Consider the following 15,705-nt stretch of genomic DNA (forward strand, 5'->3'; position numbering starts at 1 on the left):
ATCCGTAGTCGCGCCCTTGCCCCGGCAGCTCAGTACCGAACAGCCTCGGCCTGCTGCGGGACATGCCCCGCGACCACACGCTCCCGCCCGCCCCGCGGAGCGACCCGGCGCCGGTCCACCGCGTACGCGACGGACGCGACCCCGAGTCCGAGCACGGCCAGCGCGGCGCCCGCCAATGCCGGGGAGGTCACGCCGAACCCCGCCGCAAGAGCCAGCCCCCCGATCCAAGCGCCGCCGGCATTCGCGAGGTTGAAGGCCGCCTGGTTGGCCGAGGAGGCCAGGGACGGAGCCGACGACGCCTTCTCCATCACCATCAGGTTGAGCGGGGAGCCGGTCACGAACGCCGCCATGCCGAGCAGCGCCACCGCGAGGGCCGCGCTCCACGCCGTGGACATCAGCAGCGGGAACAGGGCCAGCACCGCGGCCAGGGAGAGCAGACCGCCGAACAGGGTCCCTCGCATCGAGTGGTCCGCCAGGCGCCCGCCCAGCAGGTTGCCGATGGTCGCACCCACGCCGAACAGCGCCAGCAGCAGCGTCACGCTGGCGTCGGCGTACCCGGCGGAGTCGGTCAGCATCGGCGTGACGTAGCTGTACGCGGCGAAGAGCGCGCCGAAGCCCGCGACCGTCGTGCCCAGCGCCAGCCACACCGGCAGGGAGCGCAGGGCGGCCACCTCGCCGCGCAGGCCGGCCGGCGGGGCGGCGTGCGCCTCGCCGCGCGGGATGAGCAGCGCCAGCGCCGCCATCGCGGCCAGGCCGATCGTGCTCACGCCGAGGAACGTGACCCGCCAGCCCAGGTGCTGCCCCACCAGCGTGGCCACCGGCACGCCCGCGACGTTGGCCACCGTCAGACCCAGGAACATCAGCGACACGGAGCGGGCCTTGCGCTCCGGCGCGACCATGTTCGTCGCCACGACCGCGCCGACGCCGAAGAAGGCGCCGTGCGGCAGGCCGCTCAGGAAGCGGGCGGCCACCAGCCAGTGGTAGTCGGGGGCGAACGCGGACAGGGCGTTGCCCGCGACGAACAGGGCCATCAGGCCGATCAGGACGGTACGGCGCGGCATGCGGGCCGTGACCGCCGCCAGCAGCGGGGCGCCGATGACGACGCCGAGCGCGTACGCCGAGACCAGGTGCCCGGCGGTGGGGATCGAGATGCCCAGATCGTTCGCGACTTCGGGCAGCAGGCCCATCATCACGAACTCGGTCGTACCAATGCCGAAGGCGCCGACGGCCAGGGCGAACAGTGCCAGGGGCATGAAGAGCCTTTGCCTTTCAGGGGAGAGCGATGTTCCGTACTTCGTATGTTCAGTAGCGGAACAAAGCCTCTCAGACTCAGTATTCCGGCAGATGACGCTCCGGTTGCCAGGGGCCGTCCAGACATGGCTGGCCAGGGGCTGACCAGCGGTTTTCAGGGCGCGTCAGGACGCGGTTGTGTCGACCTTCACACGCGCCGCCACCGGCAGATGGTCGCTCCCGGTCTCCGGCAGCGTCCACGAGCTCTCCGGCTCCAGGCCCTTCACCATGATCTGGTCGATCCGCGCCATCGGGAACGACGCCGGCCAGCTGAACCCGAACCCGCTGCCCGCCGCGCCCTGCGTGGAGCGCATCTGGGCGGTGACGGCGTTGAGCGCGCGGTCGTTCATCGTGCCGTTCAGGTCGCCGAGCAGGACCACCTTCTGCAGCTGCTCGTGGGCGATGGCCTCGCCCAGCGCGTCGGCGCTCTTGTCGCGCTGCCGGGCGGTGAACCCGGCCTCCACCTTCACCCGCACCGACGGCAGGTGGGCGACGTACACCGCGACCTGCCCGGACGGCGTGGTCACCGCGGCCCGCATCGCACGGACCCAGCCCAGCTTGATGTCGACCGGCTTGACGCCGCTCAGCGGGTACTTGCTCCACAGGCCGACGGTGCCCTGCACCGAGTGGTACTTGTACGTCGACGCCAACGCGGACTCGTATGTCGGGACCGCGGAGGCCGTCAGCTCCTCCAGGGCCACCACGTCCGCGCCGGACGCGGCGACGTCGCGGGCGGTGCCGGACGGATCGGCGTTGTCCGCGTTGACGTTGTGCGTGGCCACCGTGAGGTCGCCGCCGGCACCGGTCCGGTCGACGAGGAGGCCGCCGAAGAGGTTCAGCCACACGATCGCCGGGAGCAGCACGGCGATGAGCGCGGTCGCGGACCTGCGGACCAGAGCCAGCAGGAGCAGCACCGGAACGAACAGGCCCAGCCAGGGCAGGAACGTCTCGGTCAGGCTGCCGAGATTGCCCACCGCGTTCGGGACCTGCGCGTGCAGCAGCATCACCAGGGCGAGGATCACCGCGAGGGCGGCCACCACGATGCCGCGCCGCCAGACGCGCGGGTCGCCGCGCCGGCCCGTCACCAGGCCCTGCAGGCGGTCCGTCAGGCGCCGAAGCCCAGATTCCCGGCGCTCGGGACCCGAGCCGCCGTTGTCCGTCTCCGTCACGTACGCCTGCTGCGCCATACCGTCGCCTCACTACCTGCCGTGCACACCGTCGTCCCCCCGCGCCCAAAGAAACCCTAGGGGATGATCGGCCTCGTTCCTGCCGTACTCATGACGGCCGTACGGGGGCGAGGACGTACAAGTCGCCTTCAGGAGTTCCGGCTACGGCGAGGGAAAGCGCGCTCTGTGACGTAACGCGCACATGCGATCTACGGGGTGCGTGAACTGACGGGTCGTAGACCTTCCAGCACGGCGTCGACCATCTGCTCCGCCAGCCCTTCCGGAAGGTCGGCGTCCGGGCGCATGACGGCGCGCACCAGCATCGGGCCGAAGATCATGTCGTTCATCACGTCGACGTCGATGTCCGTGCGCAACTCGCCGTTCTCCTGCCCGCGGCGCAGGATCGCGTGCTGTTTCCTGCGCCGGGGCTCGACGACGATCGCGTGGTAGGCGTCCCAGATCTTCGGGCTGCTCTTCATCTGGGCGATGACGTTGTGCAGGAGCACCGACGAACGCGTCATGAGACCGCGCCTGCGCAACTGCTCCACCAGCGTCACGAGGTCGTCGCGCACCGAGGTGCCGGGCAGTTCGGGGTCCGGGGGTTCGGCGGCCCGCACGACGTCGACGAAGAGCTCCTCCTTGCCGCTCCAGCGGCGGTAGATGGTGGCCTTGCCGACACCGGCGGTGCGGGCGATGCGCTCGATGGACAGCTCCGCGAGCGGCACGCCGTCCTCCAGCAGCTTGATGACGCCCTCGATGATGGACCGCTCCACGGACTCGCTGCGGGGTCGGCCCCGGGCGGGGCCGTCCTGCCGTGGTTGGCTGTCGGCGAGGCTCACTTGGCTCGGTCCTTTCGGTGGGCTGTGCTGATTCTTCCTGGTGTACGGCGGTGTACGGCGACGGCGGGTACGAGGCGCGTGTCGGGTGCGGCCACTGCGCTCCTACTCGGCTGCCGCCAACTCCCGCTCCGCCTCTCCCTCCTGAGACGCCGTCGGCCGCCCCGGCAGGAACAGCGCCACGACCACCGCGCCGAGCACCGCGATGCCCGCACCCCACAGCGCCGTCACGTGCATGGCGTGCAGGAAGGCGTCGTGGGCCGGTCCGACGAGGGCCTCGCCGCGCGGGCCGAGCCGGTCGGCGACGCCGAGCGTGGCCTCGATGGACTCGCCCGCCGTGTGCCGTACGCCCTCCGGCAGCGCCGTGAGCCGGTCCTCGATGCCGCCTCGGTACGCGGTCGACAGGACCGAGCCCAGTACGGCGATGCCGAGCGCGCCGCCGACCTGGCGGAAGGTGTTGCTGAGGGCGGAGGCGGAGCCGGCCTTCTCCCGCGGCATGGCCTGCATGATGACGACGCTGATCGGGGTCATGATGTGCGCCATGGCGGCGCCCATCAGGAAGAACACGACCTCCAGGAGCCAGATCGGCGTGTCCGTCTCGAACGTGGCGAACGCGGCCAGCGTGGCGGCGATGAGCAGCATGGCGCCGGTGGTCGTGGCCCGGTTGCCGAACCGGTCGACGACCAGCCGGGCGCGCGGCGCGAAGATCATCTGGGCCGCGGCGAGCGGCAGCATCAGCAGGCCGGTCTGCAGGGGCGAGTAGCCGCGCACGCTCTGGGTGTAGAAGACCGAGAAGAAGGTCACGCCCATGAGGGCGAAGAAGACCAGCGCGATGACGCCGATCGCGGCCGAGAAGACCTTGTTGCGGAAGTACGTGACGTCGATGGACGGATGGTCGCTGCGCTTCTCGAACACGACGAAGGCGACGAGGACGGCGAGGCCCGCGGCGATGGTCGCGAGGACCGTCGGGTCCGTGAAGTCGGCGAGCTGGCCGCCCTTGATGATGCCGTAGACCAGCAGAACCAGGCCGACGACGGAGAGCACGACGCCGATCGGGTCGATCCGTCCCGGGTTCGGGTCGCGGGAGTCCGGGACCAGCCACAGCATCAGTGCGAGCGCGAGCAGCACGATCGGCACGTTGATGAGGAAGACCGAGCCCCACCAGAAGTGGTCGAGGAGGACCCCGCCGGTGATCGGCCCGATGGCGATGGCGAGTCCGACGCCGCCCGCCCAGATGCCGATGGCCTTGGGCTGCTCCTCGCGCTCGAAGACGTTCATCAGGACGGCGAGGGTGGCCGGCATGACGAAAGCGGCGCCCAGGCCCATCACCGCGCGGAAGGCGATGAGCTCGCCGGGCGAGCCGGAGAACGCGGCGAGCGCGGAGCCGATGCCGAACACCGCGAGCCCGCCGAGCAGGACCTTCTTGCGGCCGAGCCGGTCGCCGAGGATGCCCGCGCTGAACAGCAGGCCGGCGAAGACGAGGGTGTAGGCGTTGATCGCCCACTCCAGCTCGCTCTGGGTGGCGCCCAGGCCGGTCGGGGCCGGGGTCGAGATGGTCTTGATGGCGACGTTCAGGATCGAGTTGTCGAGGACGACGATCAGCAGGCTCAGCATCAGCACGCCGAGGATCGCCCAGCGGCGCCGGTGCACGGCTTCCGGTATGCGGGGGCCGGTGTCAGGGGCGGGAGAAGTCATGCCGTCGAGCGTAGGGGACTTACGATACGGCACCGTCTCGTATCGTAAATTTTTACCGAGCCCTTACGTGGGCGACGCGCGTGGGCGACGCGGGGGCGATGCGCGGGGCAGAACTCACACGGGGCGGCCTAGCCCTCCCTGGCACGAAGTGCCACCATGGAGGGGAGTCCGGGGACGCCGTCAGGGCGCCTCGAGATGACAGAAGGAGCCGTTGCAATGACGCAGCTTTCGGCTGCCCAGACGCCTCAGGCGAAGCCCTCCGACGGCAGCAAGGCGCTGTACGGGGGGAAGGGCACCCGCCGCATCACCGTCCGGGACATCGCCCTCGCCAAGGAGCGGGGCGAGAAGTGGCCCATGCTCACCGCCTACGACGCGATGACCGCGTCCGTCTTCGACGAGGCCGGCATCCCCGTCATGCTCGTCGGCGACTCGGCGGGCAACTGCCACCTCGGCTACGACACCACCGTGCCCGTCACGCTCGACGAGATGACCATGCTGTCGGCCGCGGTCGTACGGGGCACCTCACGCGCCCTGATCGTCGGCGACCTGCCCTTCGGCTCGTACCAGGAGGGCCCGGTGCAGGCGCTGCGCTCGGCGACCCGGCTGGTCAAGGAGGCGGGCGTCGGTGCCGTGAAGCTGGAGGGCGGCGAGCGCTCCCACGACCAGATCCGGCTGCTGGTCGAGTCCGGCATCCCGGTCATGGCCCACATCGGCCTGACCCCGCAGTCCGTCAACGCCATGGGCTACCGCGTCCAGGGCCGCGGCGAGGAGGCGGCCCAGCAGCTGCTGCGCGACGCGAAGTCGGTCCAGGACGCCGGCGCGTTCGCGGTCGTCCTGGAGCTGGTCCCGGCGGAGCTCGCGGCCGAGGTCACCCGGGTTCTGCACATCCCGACGGTCGGCATCGGCGCCGGTGCGGAGACGGACGCGCAGGTCCTGGTCTGGACGGACATGCTGGGCCTGACCGGCGGCCGCGTCCCCAAGTTCGTCAAGCAGTACGCCAACCTCCGCGAGGTCATGGGCAACGCGGCGAAGGCGTTCGCGGAGGACGTGGTCGGCGGAACGTTCCCGCTGGAGGAGCACTCCGTCCACTGAGCCCTTCCGGGCTCCGACCCCACCGAACCACTGCGGCACCACAGCGCCCCGCCGATCTTCCCCCGTCGGCGGGGCGCCCCTTTCGCCTTTGCGGGGTCAGCCGCTCGATCAGCGCGGCAACGGCGACCTCCCCGACTGACCGCTGCGGGCGATCCGGGCGCCGGCGGCAGGGCGCGCCGGCGGTGAGGTGGCGCGGAGCGCGTGCCCACGCCACCTCACCGGACCGCGGCCTCAGCGGCGGCGGTACGACTCGACGTAACCGCTCGCGGGCGTTCCCACGCCCGTCACGTCGTCGTAGCCCCGCACGGCCTGCAGGGAGCTGTCCTTGCCGAGGGAGCGTACGGATGTGGTCAGGCCGTCCGTCGCGTCGTAGCCGTTGACGTAGTCGACGCGTGCCACCGCGAGCCCGGAGCCCGTCGGGTCGTCCGTGACGTCGTGGTAGGCCTTCGAGCCGTACCTCGCGTAGATCGACGGGTTGGCGAAACCGATCGGCTTCCCGCCGCGCGCCTCCTGCGCCAGGGCCTGGACGGCCGCGATCACCGGCGCGGCGAGCGAGGTGCCGCCGAGGCGATACTCGTCGTAGGCCTGCGTCTTCCCGTCCGGCATGGTCTGCGTCTGGCCCACCAGGAACCCGGTGTTCGGGTCGGCGATCGCCGCGATGTCCGGCACGACGCGATTGCCGTCGGCGCTGTTGGCCTTGGCCAGCGCGTCGGGCACGACGCCCTTCTGCCAGTACGGCTCGGTGACCGTCCTGCTGGTACCGCCGCCCGCACCGGAGTTGAAGGCGCCGGGGAAGTCGGTCCAGCTCTTGCCGTCGCCCGACAGCACCGCCTTTTCCGTACCCCAGCCGGTCTCCCACAGGTACGTGTCGCCCTTGCCGACCGCCAGCGAGGTGCCGCCGACCGCCGTCACCCACGCCGAACTCGCCGGGATCTCGACCTGCTTGGTGCCGCTGCTCGCGACCTCGTCGCCGTCGTCGCCGGAGGAGTAGTAGAAGCCGATGCCCTCGACCGCGCCGAACTGGAAGACCTGGTCGTAGGCGGCCGCGAGATCCGGCGTCTGGGCGGCCTCCACCTCGCCCCAGGAGTTGGAGACGATGTCGGCGAGATGGTTGTCGACGATCTTGCCGAGCGAGTCGAGGAGGTCCTCGTCGTAGCAGGAGGCGGCGCCCACGTACGTGATCTGCGCGCCGGGCGCGACCGCGTGCACGGCCTCGACGTCGAGGGTCTCCTCGCCGTACCAGCCGGCCGCCGAGCACTCCTCGGTCCGCGTGTACTTCGCGGGCAGGACCTGCCGCAACTGGCCGCTGCTGTAGGCGGCGTCGCCGTTCCGCTTCGCGTAGGTGCCCGCGTCGTAGGCGATGGTCGGGGAGGCGTACGCGTCGGTGATGGCGATGCGTACGCCCTTGCCGGTGTGCTGGCCGGCGCCGTAAGCGGCGCGCAGTTGCTTGCCCGTGTAGCCCTTGACGGCGTACGGGATCTTCGTGCCGTAGGCGTCCGGCAGCGTGCCCGCCACGTTCGAGCCGTGGTACGTCGAAAACGGCCCGGCGTTGCGGAACACGGTCTCCGGCGGCGGGAGTCGGTCCTGGTGGCTCGCCAGGTGCGGCGCGTTGTCCAGGCCCGTGACGGTCAGCACGGCATCCTTCACGCTGTCCGGCACCGAGACGGTCGTCGTGGGCGCGCGGTAAGTCCTCGCGCCCTTGGTGTAGTTGTGCAGCTGTGTCCCGAACGCCTTCTCCGCGGCGGCCACATCGCCGGAGACGGCGACGTAGTGCTGCGTGACACCGGTGACCTTCAGCCCGGCCGATGTCAACCAGCCCTTGACGGCGGCCACTTGCGCCTTCGTCGCGCCGAAGCGGGCCCGGGCCCGGTCGGCGCTCAGGTACTTGCCGTACGACGCCGAGGTCGGGTCCGCCACGGCCTTCGCGTAGGCGGCGAGGCCGGCCGCGTCCCGCCCCGCGAGGTAGACGCGTACGGCCACCTGGGCGCTGTCGGAGGTCGCGCCCAGGTCGGCCTTGGTCGTGGCCCACGCGGGCTTGGTTCCCGCGAGCGTGTCCCGCTCCGGCTGGTCCGAGGCGTGCGCGGCGGGTATGCCGAGCGCCAGCGCGCCGGCGAGCAGGGGCAGTGTCGCTGCCAGGCTCACTCCGGCGCGCAGGGTGGCGCGATTGGATCTCATGAAACCCCCTGTGCGGTTCGTCGCGAGTGGATCACTCGAACAGTCGCCACTCTCGCGATGAACCGTTCATGTCAGGGGAATGCGGGGGCCAAGAAGCCCCCAATTAACCTAATGACAAGGCCATTTGAGCATAATGACAAGGCTATGGGAGGACTACGACCGCGGCTTCGCGCCCCGCTCCTCCAGCATGTCCGTCATCAGGTCGATCTCCGACTGCTGCCCCTCGACCATGCCCTGCGCGAGCCGTTTCTCCACGCCGACCGCGCACTTGTCGACACAGCCTTCGGCCATGTGGATGCCGCCCTTGTGATGGTCCGTCATCAACTGGAGATAGAAGATCTCGGCCTGCTTGCCGCTGAGACCGCCGAGCTTCTTCATCTCCGTGTTGGTCGCCATGCCCGGCATCAGCGCGCCGTCCTTGCCGGAGGCCATGTCGCCCATGCCCATCCAGGTCATCGGCGCGTCCGACGACACCTTCGGCAACCCCCACAGGTCCAGCCAGCCCAGCAGCATGCCGCGCTGGTTGGCCTGCGTCTGGGCGATGTCGTACGCGAGCCGCCGTACCTCTTCGTCCTTCGTGCGGTCGCGCACGATGTACGACATCTCCACGGCCTGCTGATGGTGCACCGCCATGTCACGCGCGAACCCGGCGTCCGCCGAGCCGGCGCTCGGCGTACTGCTCGACCCACCGTCCTCGGCGACCGCGTAGGTGATCGCGCCGGCCGCGACGAGCACTGCCGCCGCGGCTCCCGCTGTCCAGCCGACGTGCCACTTCACTCCGACAGACCGCCCGTGCACGCCGCGCCCTGCTCGGGCGTCTGCTTGCCCTGGACGTACGTCTCGAAGAACTTGTTCACATTCGGGTCGCTCGCGCTCGTCACCGTGCGCTGGTGGCCCCACGCGGTGAGCATGATCGGGTCCTTCTGCTTCTCGTCCGGGCTCATCAGCGTGTACGGCGTCTGCTTCACCTTCGCCGCGAGCGCCTCGACGTCGGCCTTGGACGCCTTGGAGGTGTACGTCACCCACACCGCGCCGTGCTCCAGCGAGTGCACGGCGTGCTCGTTCTTCAGCGCCTTGGTGTAGACGTCGCCGTTGCAGTTCATCCACGCCCGGTTGTGGTCGCCGCCGACCGGGGGCTCCGAGGAGTACTTCACGCTCTTGGTGACGTGGGTGCGGCCCAGTGTCCCTTCCCAGGTCCGCACGCCGTCCTTGCCGGTGACGAACTTGCCGGTGGTCTTGGAGTCGGCCGCCGTGTCGCTGTTGTCGGACTGCGACCGGACGAGCACGACACCGCCCACGACGAGACCGGCGACGATCACCACGCTGGCCGCGATCGTGAGGATCCGGTTGCGCCGCTCACGGGCCTGCTCGGCACGCCGCATCTCCTCTATTCGCGCCTTGCGCGAAGCGCTGCTCTGTTTCTTGGCGGAGCCCATGAGGTGTGGTCCTTCTGGGGAAAGGGACGGTCGGGTCCGCTGATCGTAATGGGGAAGGTGTGCCCTCTCGTAGAGAGGGCACAGGAAAGTCCGGATCGGACGTCCTGTCCGACCGGCCGACGGTCGGCGGGAACGGTGCGCCGGACAATTCTGAACGGCAGATACGCACTATCCACCTTGCCTCACATGCGGCTGTTGCGCTCCACCGACCTGGGCACCGCGGCTCCTCATGCGGCTCGCCGCAGCCTTCTTCGCCTCGCTGGACCCGCTGACGGTGGCCGCCGTGACCGCGGACCCCGCCGGGCCTCTGCTGCCGCAGACGGGGACCGGGCATTACGGATGTCGGTGCGAGCAGGCAATATGGGCAGCAGAGCAGTTCACCGGGCACCATGGCAGGACACCTGCCGTATGCCGGGCGTTCGACCCGAGGTCGCCTCGGCGATCAAGGTGCGCAACGCGCCTGAAATGGTGTTGTGGTGTGATGCTCAGGTGCCCGACCGCCTCCCGCCGTACCGGAGACAGGCGGCCTGACCAGCAAGGATGGGGAAGCGGAAGATGGACAAGCAGCAGGAGTTCGTGCTCCGGACGTTGGAGGAGCGCGACATCCGGTTCGTACGGCTGTGGTTCACGGACGTGCTGGGCTTCCTCAAGTCCGTGGCCGTGGCCCCCGCCGAGTTGGAACAGGCCTTCGACGAGGGCATCGGCTTCGACGGCTCGGCGATCGAGGGCTTCGCCCGCGTCTACGAGTCCGACATGATCGCCAAGCCGGACCCCTCCACCTTCCAGGTCCTGCCCTGGCGCGCGGAGGCCCCCGGCACGGCCCGCATGTTCTGCGACATCCTCATGCCGGACGGCTCCCCGTCCTTCGCGGACCCGCGCTATGTCCTGAAGCGCGCCCTGGCCCGCACCTCCGACCTGGGCTTCACCTTCTACACGCACCCCGAGATCGAGTTCTTCCTCCTGAAGGACCGCCCCCTCGACGGCTCGCGCCCGACCCCCGCCGACAACTCCGGCTACTTCGACCACACCCCGCAGAACATCGGCATGGACTTCCGCCGCCAGGCGATCACCATGCTGGAGTCGATGGGCATCTCGGTCGAGTTCTCCCACCACGAGGGCGCGCCGGGCCAGCAGGAGATCGACCTCCGTTACGCCGACGCGCTCTCGACGGCCGACAACATCATGACGTTCCGCCTGGTCATGAAGCAGGTGGCACTGGAGCAGGGCGTCCAGGCGACGTTCATGCCGAAGCCGTTCTCCGAGCACCCCGGCAGCGGCATGCACACCCACCTCTCCCTCTTCGAGGGCGACCGCAACGCGTTCTACGAGTCCGGCTCCGAGTACCAGCTCTCCAAGGTCGGCCGCTCCTTCATCGCGGGCCTCCTCCGCCACGCCGCGGAGATCTCCGCGGTCACCAACCAGTGGGTGAACTCCTACAAGCGCATCTGGGGCGGCTCCGAGCGCACCGCGGGCGCCGGCGGCGAGGCCCCGTCCTACATCTGCTGGGGCCACAACAACCGCTCGGCCCTGGTCCGCGTCCCGATGTACAAGCCCGGCAAGACGGGCTCGGCACGGGTCGAGGTCCGCTCCCTGGACTCCGGCGCGAACCCGTACCTGGCGTACGCCGTCCTGCTCGCCGCCGGCCTCAAGGGCATCGAGGAGGGCTACGAGCTGCCTCCGGGCGCCGAGGACGACGTCTGGGCCCTCTCCAACGCCGAGCGCCGCGCGATGGGCATCGAGCCCCTCCCGCAGAACCTCGGCGAGGCGCTGACCCTCATGGAGAACAGCGACCTGGTCGCCGAGACACTGGGCGAGCACGTCTTCGACTTCTTCCTGCGCAACAAGCGGCAGGAGTGGGAGGAGTACCGCTCCGAGGTCACCGCGTTCGAGCTGCGGAAGAACCTGCCGGTGCTGTAGGCGCGGGCGGCGGGTCTCTCCCGCCGGGCGGCCGTCCGGGCCGACGGCGTTCCAGCCGTCGGCCCGGAGTCGTAGGACGTGCCGGCCTACTGCTGTCCGGCCGCCAGCTCCGCCAGCACCTGATGCAGCGGCTCAGTCGCCCGGCGCCGGTACTCCTGGATCGACCAGCCGTTGCCGTCCGGGTCCGTGAAGTACATGAACGTGGCGCCGTCGTCGGGGGAGTACTGGACGGGCTCCGACACCTCCAGCCCCCGCTCCACCAGCTCCGCCCGCGCCGCCTTGATGTCGGCGACGCAGAGCTGGAGGCCCTGGTAGGAGCCGGGCTCGGGCTTGGTCTCGCCCTTGGTCAGGTCCCAGAGGCTGTCGCCGAGCGCGATCGAACAGCCCGAGCCGGGAGGCGTGAGCTGGACGATGCGCATGCCGGGCATCACTTCCTGGTCGATGTCGACGTGGAAGCCGACCTTGTCCCGGTAGAAGTCGCGGGCCCGGTCGATATCGCTCACGGGCAGCGGGATCACTTCGAGCGTGAAGTCCATCGCTAGTCCTCCAAGGTGACGGGTCTGGCCGAACGGCTCACCCTCACCGAAGCGGAAAACGATGCTCTGCGCCACGCGAACACCAGGTTCCGCTAACTGCCCAGGCACCGGCGTCGCTGCGGACCCTGCTGGGGCCTCCGGCCTCCAGCACCCCCCGTCGCCACCTGAACGGGCCTCGTCCTCAAACGCCGGACGGGCTGAATCGCCTGGCCCGGCGCGAAGCCCCACGGGCCCGCAGTCGCGTACGGCGGGAAGGGGACGTGCCGGGGGGTGTCCGCCCGCAGAGTCCGGTGTCAACAAACGGCACCTCTCGCGCAAGGCCCACCACCGGACCGAGGACGGACACCCCCCGGCACGGCCCCGACCCACCACGCACCCAAAGGCGCTACGCGCACCCCCACCCCACCAGCACAGGCCGCCGCAGGCATCCCGCCCAAGCCAGCGCAGCGGTTAGGCTCAACCGCGTACGACCTTGATCGGGCGCGCACGACCCCGATCGGACGGGAGGCCGAGCATGACGGCGCCGGGGCGCAGGAGCAGTACCTTCACGCGGCTGCTGCGGCACGGATTCACCGATCCCTCGGCCGCCGAGCGGCTCCTGGACAGCGCCGAGGTCGCTCCGATCAGGAACGACCCGGTGCTCCTCGAGGCCCTGGGTGCCACCGCCGACCCCGACCTGGCCCTGCAAGGTCTCGTACGGCTGCTCGAAGCACAGCCCGACCCCGTCGCCCAGCGGGAACTGCTCGACACGGTGATAGCGGCCAAGCCCCTGCGCGACCGCCTGCTCGGCGTGCTCGGCGCCTCCACCGCGCTCGCCGACCACCTCGCACGGCACCCGAGCGACTGGCAGGCGCTGGTCATGTACGAGCCGCGGGACCTGCACCCCGAGGTGGAGGAGTTCGAGCGCGGTCTCGCCGAGGCCACCGACCCGGTGTCGCTGCGCGTCGCCTACCGGCGCTGCCTGCTGTCCATCGCCGCGCGTGACGTGTGCGGCACCACCGACGTGGCCCAGACGGCCGCCGAACTCGCCGACCTCGCCACCGCGACCCTGCGCGCCGCGCTCGCGATCGCCCGCACGGCGGCCCCGCAGGACGCCGCGCAGTGCCGGCTCGCCGTGATCGCGATGGGCAAGTGCGGGGGCCACGAGCTGAACTACGTCTCCGACGTCGACGTGATCTTCGTGGGCGAAGCCGTCGACGGCGCCGACGAGGGCAAGGCGCTGCGGTCCGCCACGAAACTCGCCTCGCACATGATGCGGATCTGCTCCGAGACGACCGTCGAGGGGTCCATCTGGCCGGTCGACGCCAATCTCAGGCCCGAGGGCAGGAACGGCCCCCTGGTGCGCACGCTCAGCAGCCACCTCGCCTACTACCAGCGCTGGGCCAAGACCTGGGAGTTCCAGGCGCTGCTCAAGGCACACCCGGTGGCGGGCGACATCGAGCTGGGCGAGGAGTACGTCGCCGCGCTGGAGCCCCTGGTCTGGAAGGCCGCCGAGCGGGAGAACTTCGTCGCCGACGTGCAGAAGATGCGCCGCCGGGTCGTCGAGAACATCCCCGTGGCCGAGCTGGACCGCCAGCTCAAGCTCGGCCCGGGTGGCCTGAGAGACGTCGAATTCGCCGTACAGCTGCTGCAGCTGGTGCATGGCCGCGACGACGCCTCCCTGCGCAGCGGCACCACCCTGGACGCCCTCAGCGCGCTCGCCGCCGGCGGCTACGTCGGCCGTGCCGACGCCGCGCAGCTCGACGCCGCCTACCGTTTCCTGCGCTCCATGGAGCACCGCATCCAGCTCTACCGGCTGCGCCGGACGCACCTGGTGCCCGAGGACGAGGCCGACCTGCGCCGCATCGGCCGCTCCCTCGGTCTGCGCACCGACCCCGTCGCCGAGCTGAACCGCGAATGGAAACGGCACGCGAGCGCCGTACGGCGGCTGCACGAGAAGCTCTTCTACCGCCCGCTGCTCGACGCCGTCGCCCAACTCGCCCCGGGCGAGGCCCGGTTGAGTGCCGAGGCGGCGCGGGAACGGATGATCGCGCTCGGATACGCCGACCCCGCCTCCGCCATGCGCCACCTGGAAGCGCTGGCCTCCGGCGTCACCCGCAAGGCGGCGATCCAACGCACCCTGCTGCCGGTCCTGCTGGGCTGGTTCGCGGACTCGGCGGACCCGGACGCGGGCCTGCTGAACTTCCGCAAGGTGTCGGACGCGCTGGGCAAGACCCCCTGGTATCTCCGGCTGCTGCGGGACGAGGGCGCCGCCGCCGAGAACCTCGCCCGCGTCCTGTCGGCGGGCCGCCTCGCCCCCGACCTGCTGATGCGGGCACCGGAGGCGGTGGCGCTGCTCGGGGACGGCGACGGCGGCACCGGTCATCTGGAGCCGCGCTCACGCAGCCACCTGGAGCAGGAGATCCTCGCCGCGGTGAACCGCGCGGACGGTGCCGTACAAGGGGTCACGGCGGCACGCGGCGTGCGGCGCCGCGAGCTGTTCCGTACGGCCGCCGCCGACATCGTCGACTCCTACGGCACCGAGACCAAGCCCGCCGAGGCCGACCAGGGCGCCCTCGTCGACCGCGTCGGCGCGGCGGTGTCGGACCTGACGGCGGCGACGCTCGCGGGCACGCTCCGGGCCGTCGTCAGGGAGGGCTGGGGCGACACCCTGCCCACCCGTTTCGCGATCATCGGCATGGGGCGCTTCGGCGGGCACGAACTGGGCTACGGCAGTGACGCGGACGTTCTGTTCGTGCACGAGCCGCGGGACGGCGTGGAGGAGCAGGAGGCCGCGCAGGCCGCGAACCGGGTGGTCGCGGAGATGCGCCGGCTGCTGCAGATCCCGAGCTCGGATCCGCCCCTGCTGATCGACGCCGACCTGCGGCCGGAGGGCAAGTCGGGTCCGCTGGTGCGCACGCTGAACTCGTACGAGGCGTACTACCGCCGCTGGTCCCTGGTCTGGGAGTCGCAGGCGCTGCTGCGGGCCGAGGCGGTGGCCGGGGACGAGGATCTGGGGCGCCGTTTCATCGAACTGATCGATCCCCTGCGCTACCCCGCGGAGGGGCTCGGCGAGGACGCCGTGCGGGAGATCCGCCGGCTGAAGGCCCGTATGGAGTCCGAGCGCCTCCCACGCGGCGCCGACCCCAAGCTGCACACCAAACTCGGTCCCGGCGGGCTCTCCGACGTCGAGTGGGCCGTCCAGCTCTTCCAGCTCCAGCACGGTTGGGCCGAGCCGGGTCTGCGTACGACGCGGACGCGGGAAGCCCTCGCCGCGGCGTGTGCGGCCGGGCTCATCCCGGCCGAGGAAGCGGCGATCCTCGACGAGGCGTGGGTGCTGGCGACGCGGGTGCGCAATGCCGTGATGCTCGTGCGTGGGCGGGCCGGGGACACGTTTCCGTCGGATCCGCGTGAGCTGGCGGCCGTGGGCCGTTACCTGGGGTGCGAGCCCGGTCACGTGGGGGACATGCTCGATGCGTATCGGCGTACCGCGCGTCGGGCGCGGGGTGTCGTGGAGGAGCTGTTCTACGGCGCGTGATGCCTCCGGCGGTGGGGCCGGGGGTGCCTGCGGCGGCTTGTGCGG

At 70.8% G+C, this 15,705-nt stretch carries 11 protein-coding genes; 3 read left to right on the forward strand and 8 right to left on the reverse strand.

Annotation, left to right across the window (positions count from 1 at the left end; translation table 11 throughout):
- Positions 1–29: 29 nt before the first annotated feature.
- From ACTMVF_RS35240 to ACTMVF_RS35255, 4 genes are all read right to left on the reverse strand, one after another.
- A complete protein-coding gene (locus ACTMVF_RS35240; protein WP_441275123.1) occupies positions 30–1,253 on the reverse strand; it encodes an MFS transporter in 1,224 nt (407 codons plus the stop codon).
- 162 nt (positions 1,254–1,415) lie between these two features.
- The gene (locus ACTMVF_RS35245) at positions 1,416–2,477 is read right to left on the reverse strand and encodes an endonuclease/exonuclease/phosphatase family protein (RefSeq protein WP_441275124.1); all 1,062 of its coding nucleotides are present in this window, start codon (positions 2,475–2,477) and stop codon (positions 1,416–1,418) included.
- Between the two features lie 188 nt (positions 2,478–2,665).
- Positions 2,666–3,295, reverse strand: coding sequence for a TetR/AcrR family transcriptional regulator (locus ACTMVF_RS35250; protein ID WP_441275125.1), 630 nt, complete (start codon positions 3,293–3,295; stop codon positions 2,666–2,668).
- 102 nt (positions 3,296–3,397) lie between these two features.
- A complete protein-coding gene (locus ACTMVF_RS35255) occupies positions 3,398–4,987 on the reverse strand; it encodes an MFS transporter (protein WP_441275126.1) in 1,590 nt (529 codons plus the stop codon).
- Positions 4,988–5,203: 216 nt separating this feature from the next.
- Here ACTMVF_RS35255 and panB point away from each other — a divergent pair, with 216 nt between their 5' ends.
- The gene (panB, locus tag ACTMVF_RS35260) at positions 5,204–6,079 is read left to right on the forward strand and encodes a 3-methyl-2-oxobutanoate hydroxymethyltransferase (protein ID WP_274238452.1); all 876 of its coding nucleotides are present in this window, start codon (positions 5,204–5,206) and stop codon (positions 6,077–6,079) included.
- A gap of 231 nt (positions 6,080–6,310) precedes the next feature.
- Here panB and ACTMVF_RS35265 read toward each other — a convergent pair whose 3' ends face one another.
- The 3 genes from ACTMVF_RS35265 to ACTMVF_RS35275 all read right to left on the reverse strand — a co-directional run bounded on the left by ACTMVF_RS35265 (position 6,311) and on the right by ACTMVF_RS35275 (position 9,690).
- Positions 6,311–8,254: a S53 family peptidase gene (locus ACTMVF_RS35265; RefSeq protein ID WP_441275127.1), complete on the reverse strand. Its 1,944-nt coding sequence runs from the start codon at positions 8,252–8,254 to the stop codon at positions 6,311–6,313.
- Between the two features lie 153 nt (positions 8,255–8,407).
- On the reverse strand, positions 8,408–9,031 hold the full coding sequence (locus ACTMVF_RS35270) for a DUF305 domain-containing protein (protein WP_441275128.1): 624 nt from the start codon (positions 9,029–9,031) through the stop codon (positions 8,408–8,410).
- The gene (locus tag ACTMVF_RS35275) at positions 9,028–9,690 is read right to left on the reverse strand and encodes a DUF3105 domain-containing protein (RefSeq protein ID WP_441275129.1); all 663 of its coding nucleotides are present in this window, start codon (positions 9,688–9,690) and stop codon (positions 9,028–9,030) included. The genes ACTMVF_RS35270 and ACTMVF_RS35275 overlap by 4 nt, the downstream gene beginning before the upstream one ends.
- A gap of 555 nt (positions 9,691–10,245) precedes the next feature.
- Between ACTMVF_RS35275 and glnA the strand changes: the two genes are divergently transcribed.
- Positions 10,246–11,607 carry a type I glutamate--ammonia ligase gene (gene glnA, locus ACTMVF_RS35280; RefSeq protein WP_403327530.1) on the forward strand — a complete coding sequence of 454 codons (1,362 nt, stop codon included), beginning with the start codon at positions 10,246–10,248 and terminating at the stop codon, positions 11,605–11,607.
- Between the two features lie 86 nt (positions 11,608–11,693).
- On the opposite strand, the gene ACTMVF_RS35285 is transcribed toward glnA, so the two are convergent.
- Positions 11,694–12,143 (reverse strand): VOC family protein, encoded by a 450-nt coding sequence (locus ACTMVF_RS35285; RefSeq protein ID WP_441275130.1) that lies wholly within the window; start codon positions 12,141–12,143, stop codon positions 11,694–11,696.
- 514 nt (positions 12,144–12,657) lie between these two features.
- On the opposite strand from ACTMVF_RS35285, the gene ACTMVF_RS35290 reads away from it, so the two are divergent.
- On the forward strand, positions 12,658–15,660 hold the full coding sequence (locus tag ACTMVF_RS35290) for a bifunctional [glutamine synthetase] adenylyltransferase/[glutamine synthetase]-adenylyl-L-tyrosine phosphorylase (protein ID WP_441275131.1): 3,003 nt from the start codon (positions 12,658–12,660) through the stop codon (positions 15,658–15,660).
- Positions 15,661–15,705 lie beyond the last annotated feature (45 nt).

It is taken from the genome of Streptomyces sp. SD31, assembly GCF_052068475.1.
In the GTDB taxonomy this organism is placed as follows: Bacteria; Actinomycetota; Actinomycetes; order Streptomycetales; family Streptomycetaceae; genus Streptomyces.

Coding starts and splice junctions, on each gene's coding strand:
- ACTMVF_RS35240 (WP_441275123.1), bottom strand. CDS start 1,253: ATGCCCCTGGCACTGTTCGCCCTGGCCGTCGGCGCCTTCGGCATTGGT.
- ACTMVF_RS35245 (WP_441275124.1), bottom strand. CDS start 2,477: ATGGCGCAGCAGGCGTACGTGACGGAGACGGACAACGGCGGCTCGGGT.
- ACTMVF_RS35255 (WP_441275126.1), bottom strand. CDS start 4,987: ATGACTTCTCCCGCCCCTGACACCGGCCCCCGCATACCGGAAGCCGTG.
- panB (WP_274238452.1), top strand. CDS start 5,204: ATGACGCAGCTTTCGGCTGCCCAGACGCCTCAGGCGAAGCCCTCCGAC.
- ACTMVF_RS35265 (WP_441275127.1), bottom strand. CDS start 8,254: ATGAGATCCAATCGCGCCACCCTGCGCGCCGGAGTGAGCCTGGCAGCG.
- ACTMVF_RS35275 (WP_441275129.1), bottom strand. CDS start 9,690: ATGGGCTCCGCCAAGAAACAGAGCAGCGCTTCGCGCAAGGCGCGAATA.
- glnA (WP_403327530.1), top strand. CDS start 10,246: ATGGACAAGCAGCAGGAGTTCGTGCTCCGGACGTTGGAGGAGCGCGAC.
- ACTMVF_RS35285 (WP_441275130.1), bottom strand. CDS start 12,143: ATGGACTTCACGCTCGAAGTGATCCCGCTGCCCGTGAGCGATATCGAC.
- ACTMVF_RS35290 (WP_441275131.1), top strand. CDS start 12,658: ATGACGGCGCCGGGGCGCAGGAGCAGTACCTTCACGCGGCTGCTGCGG.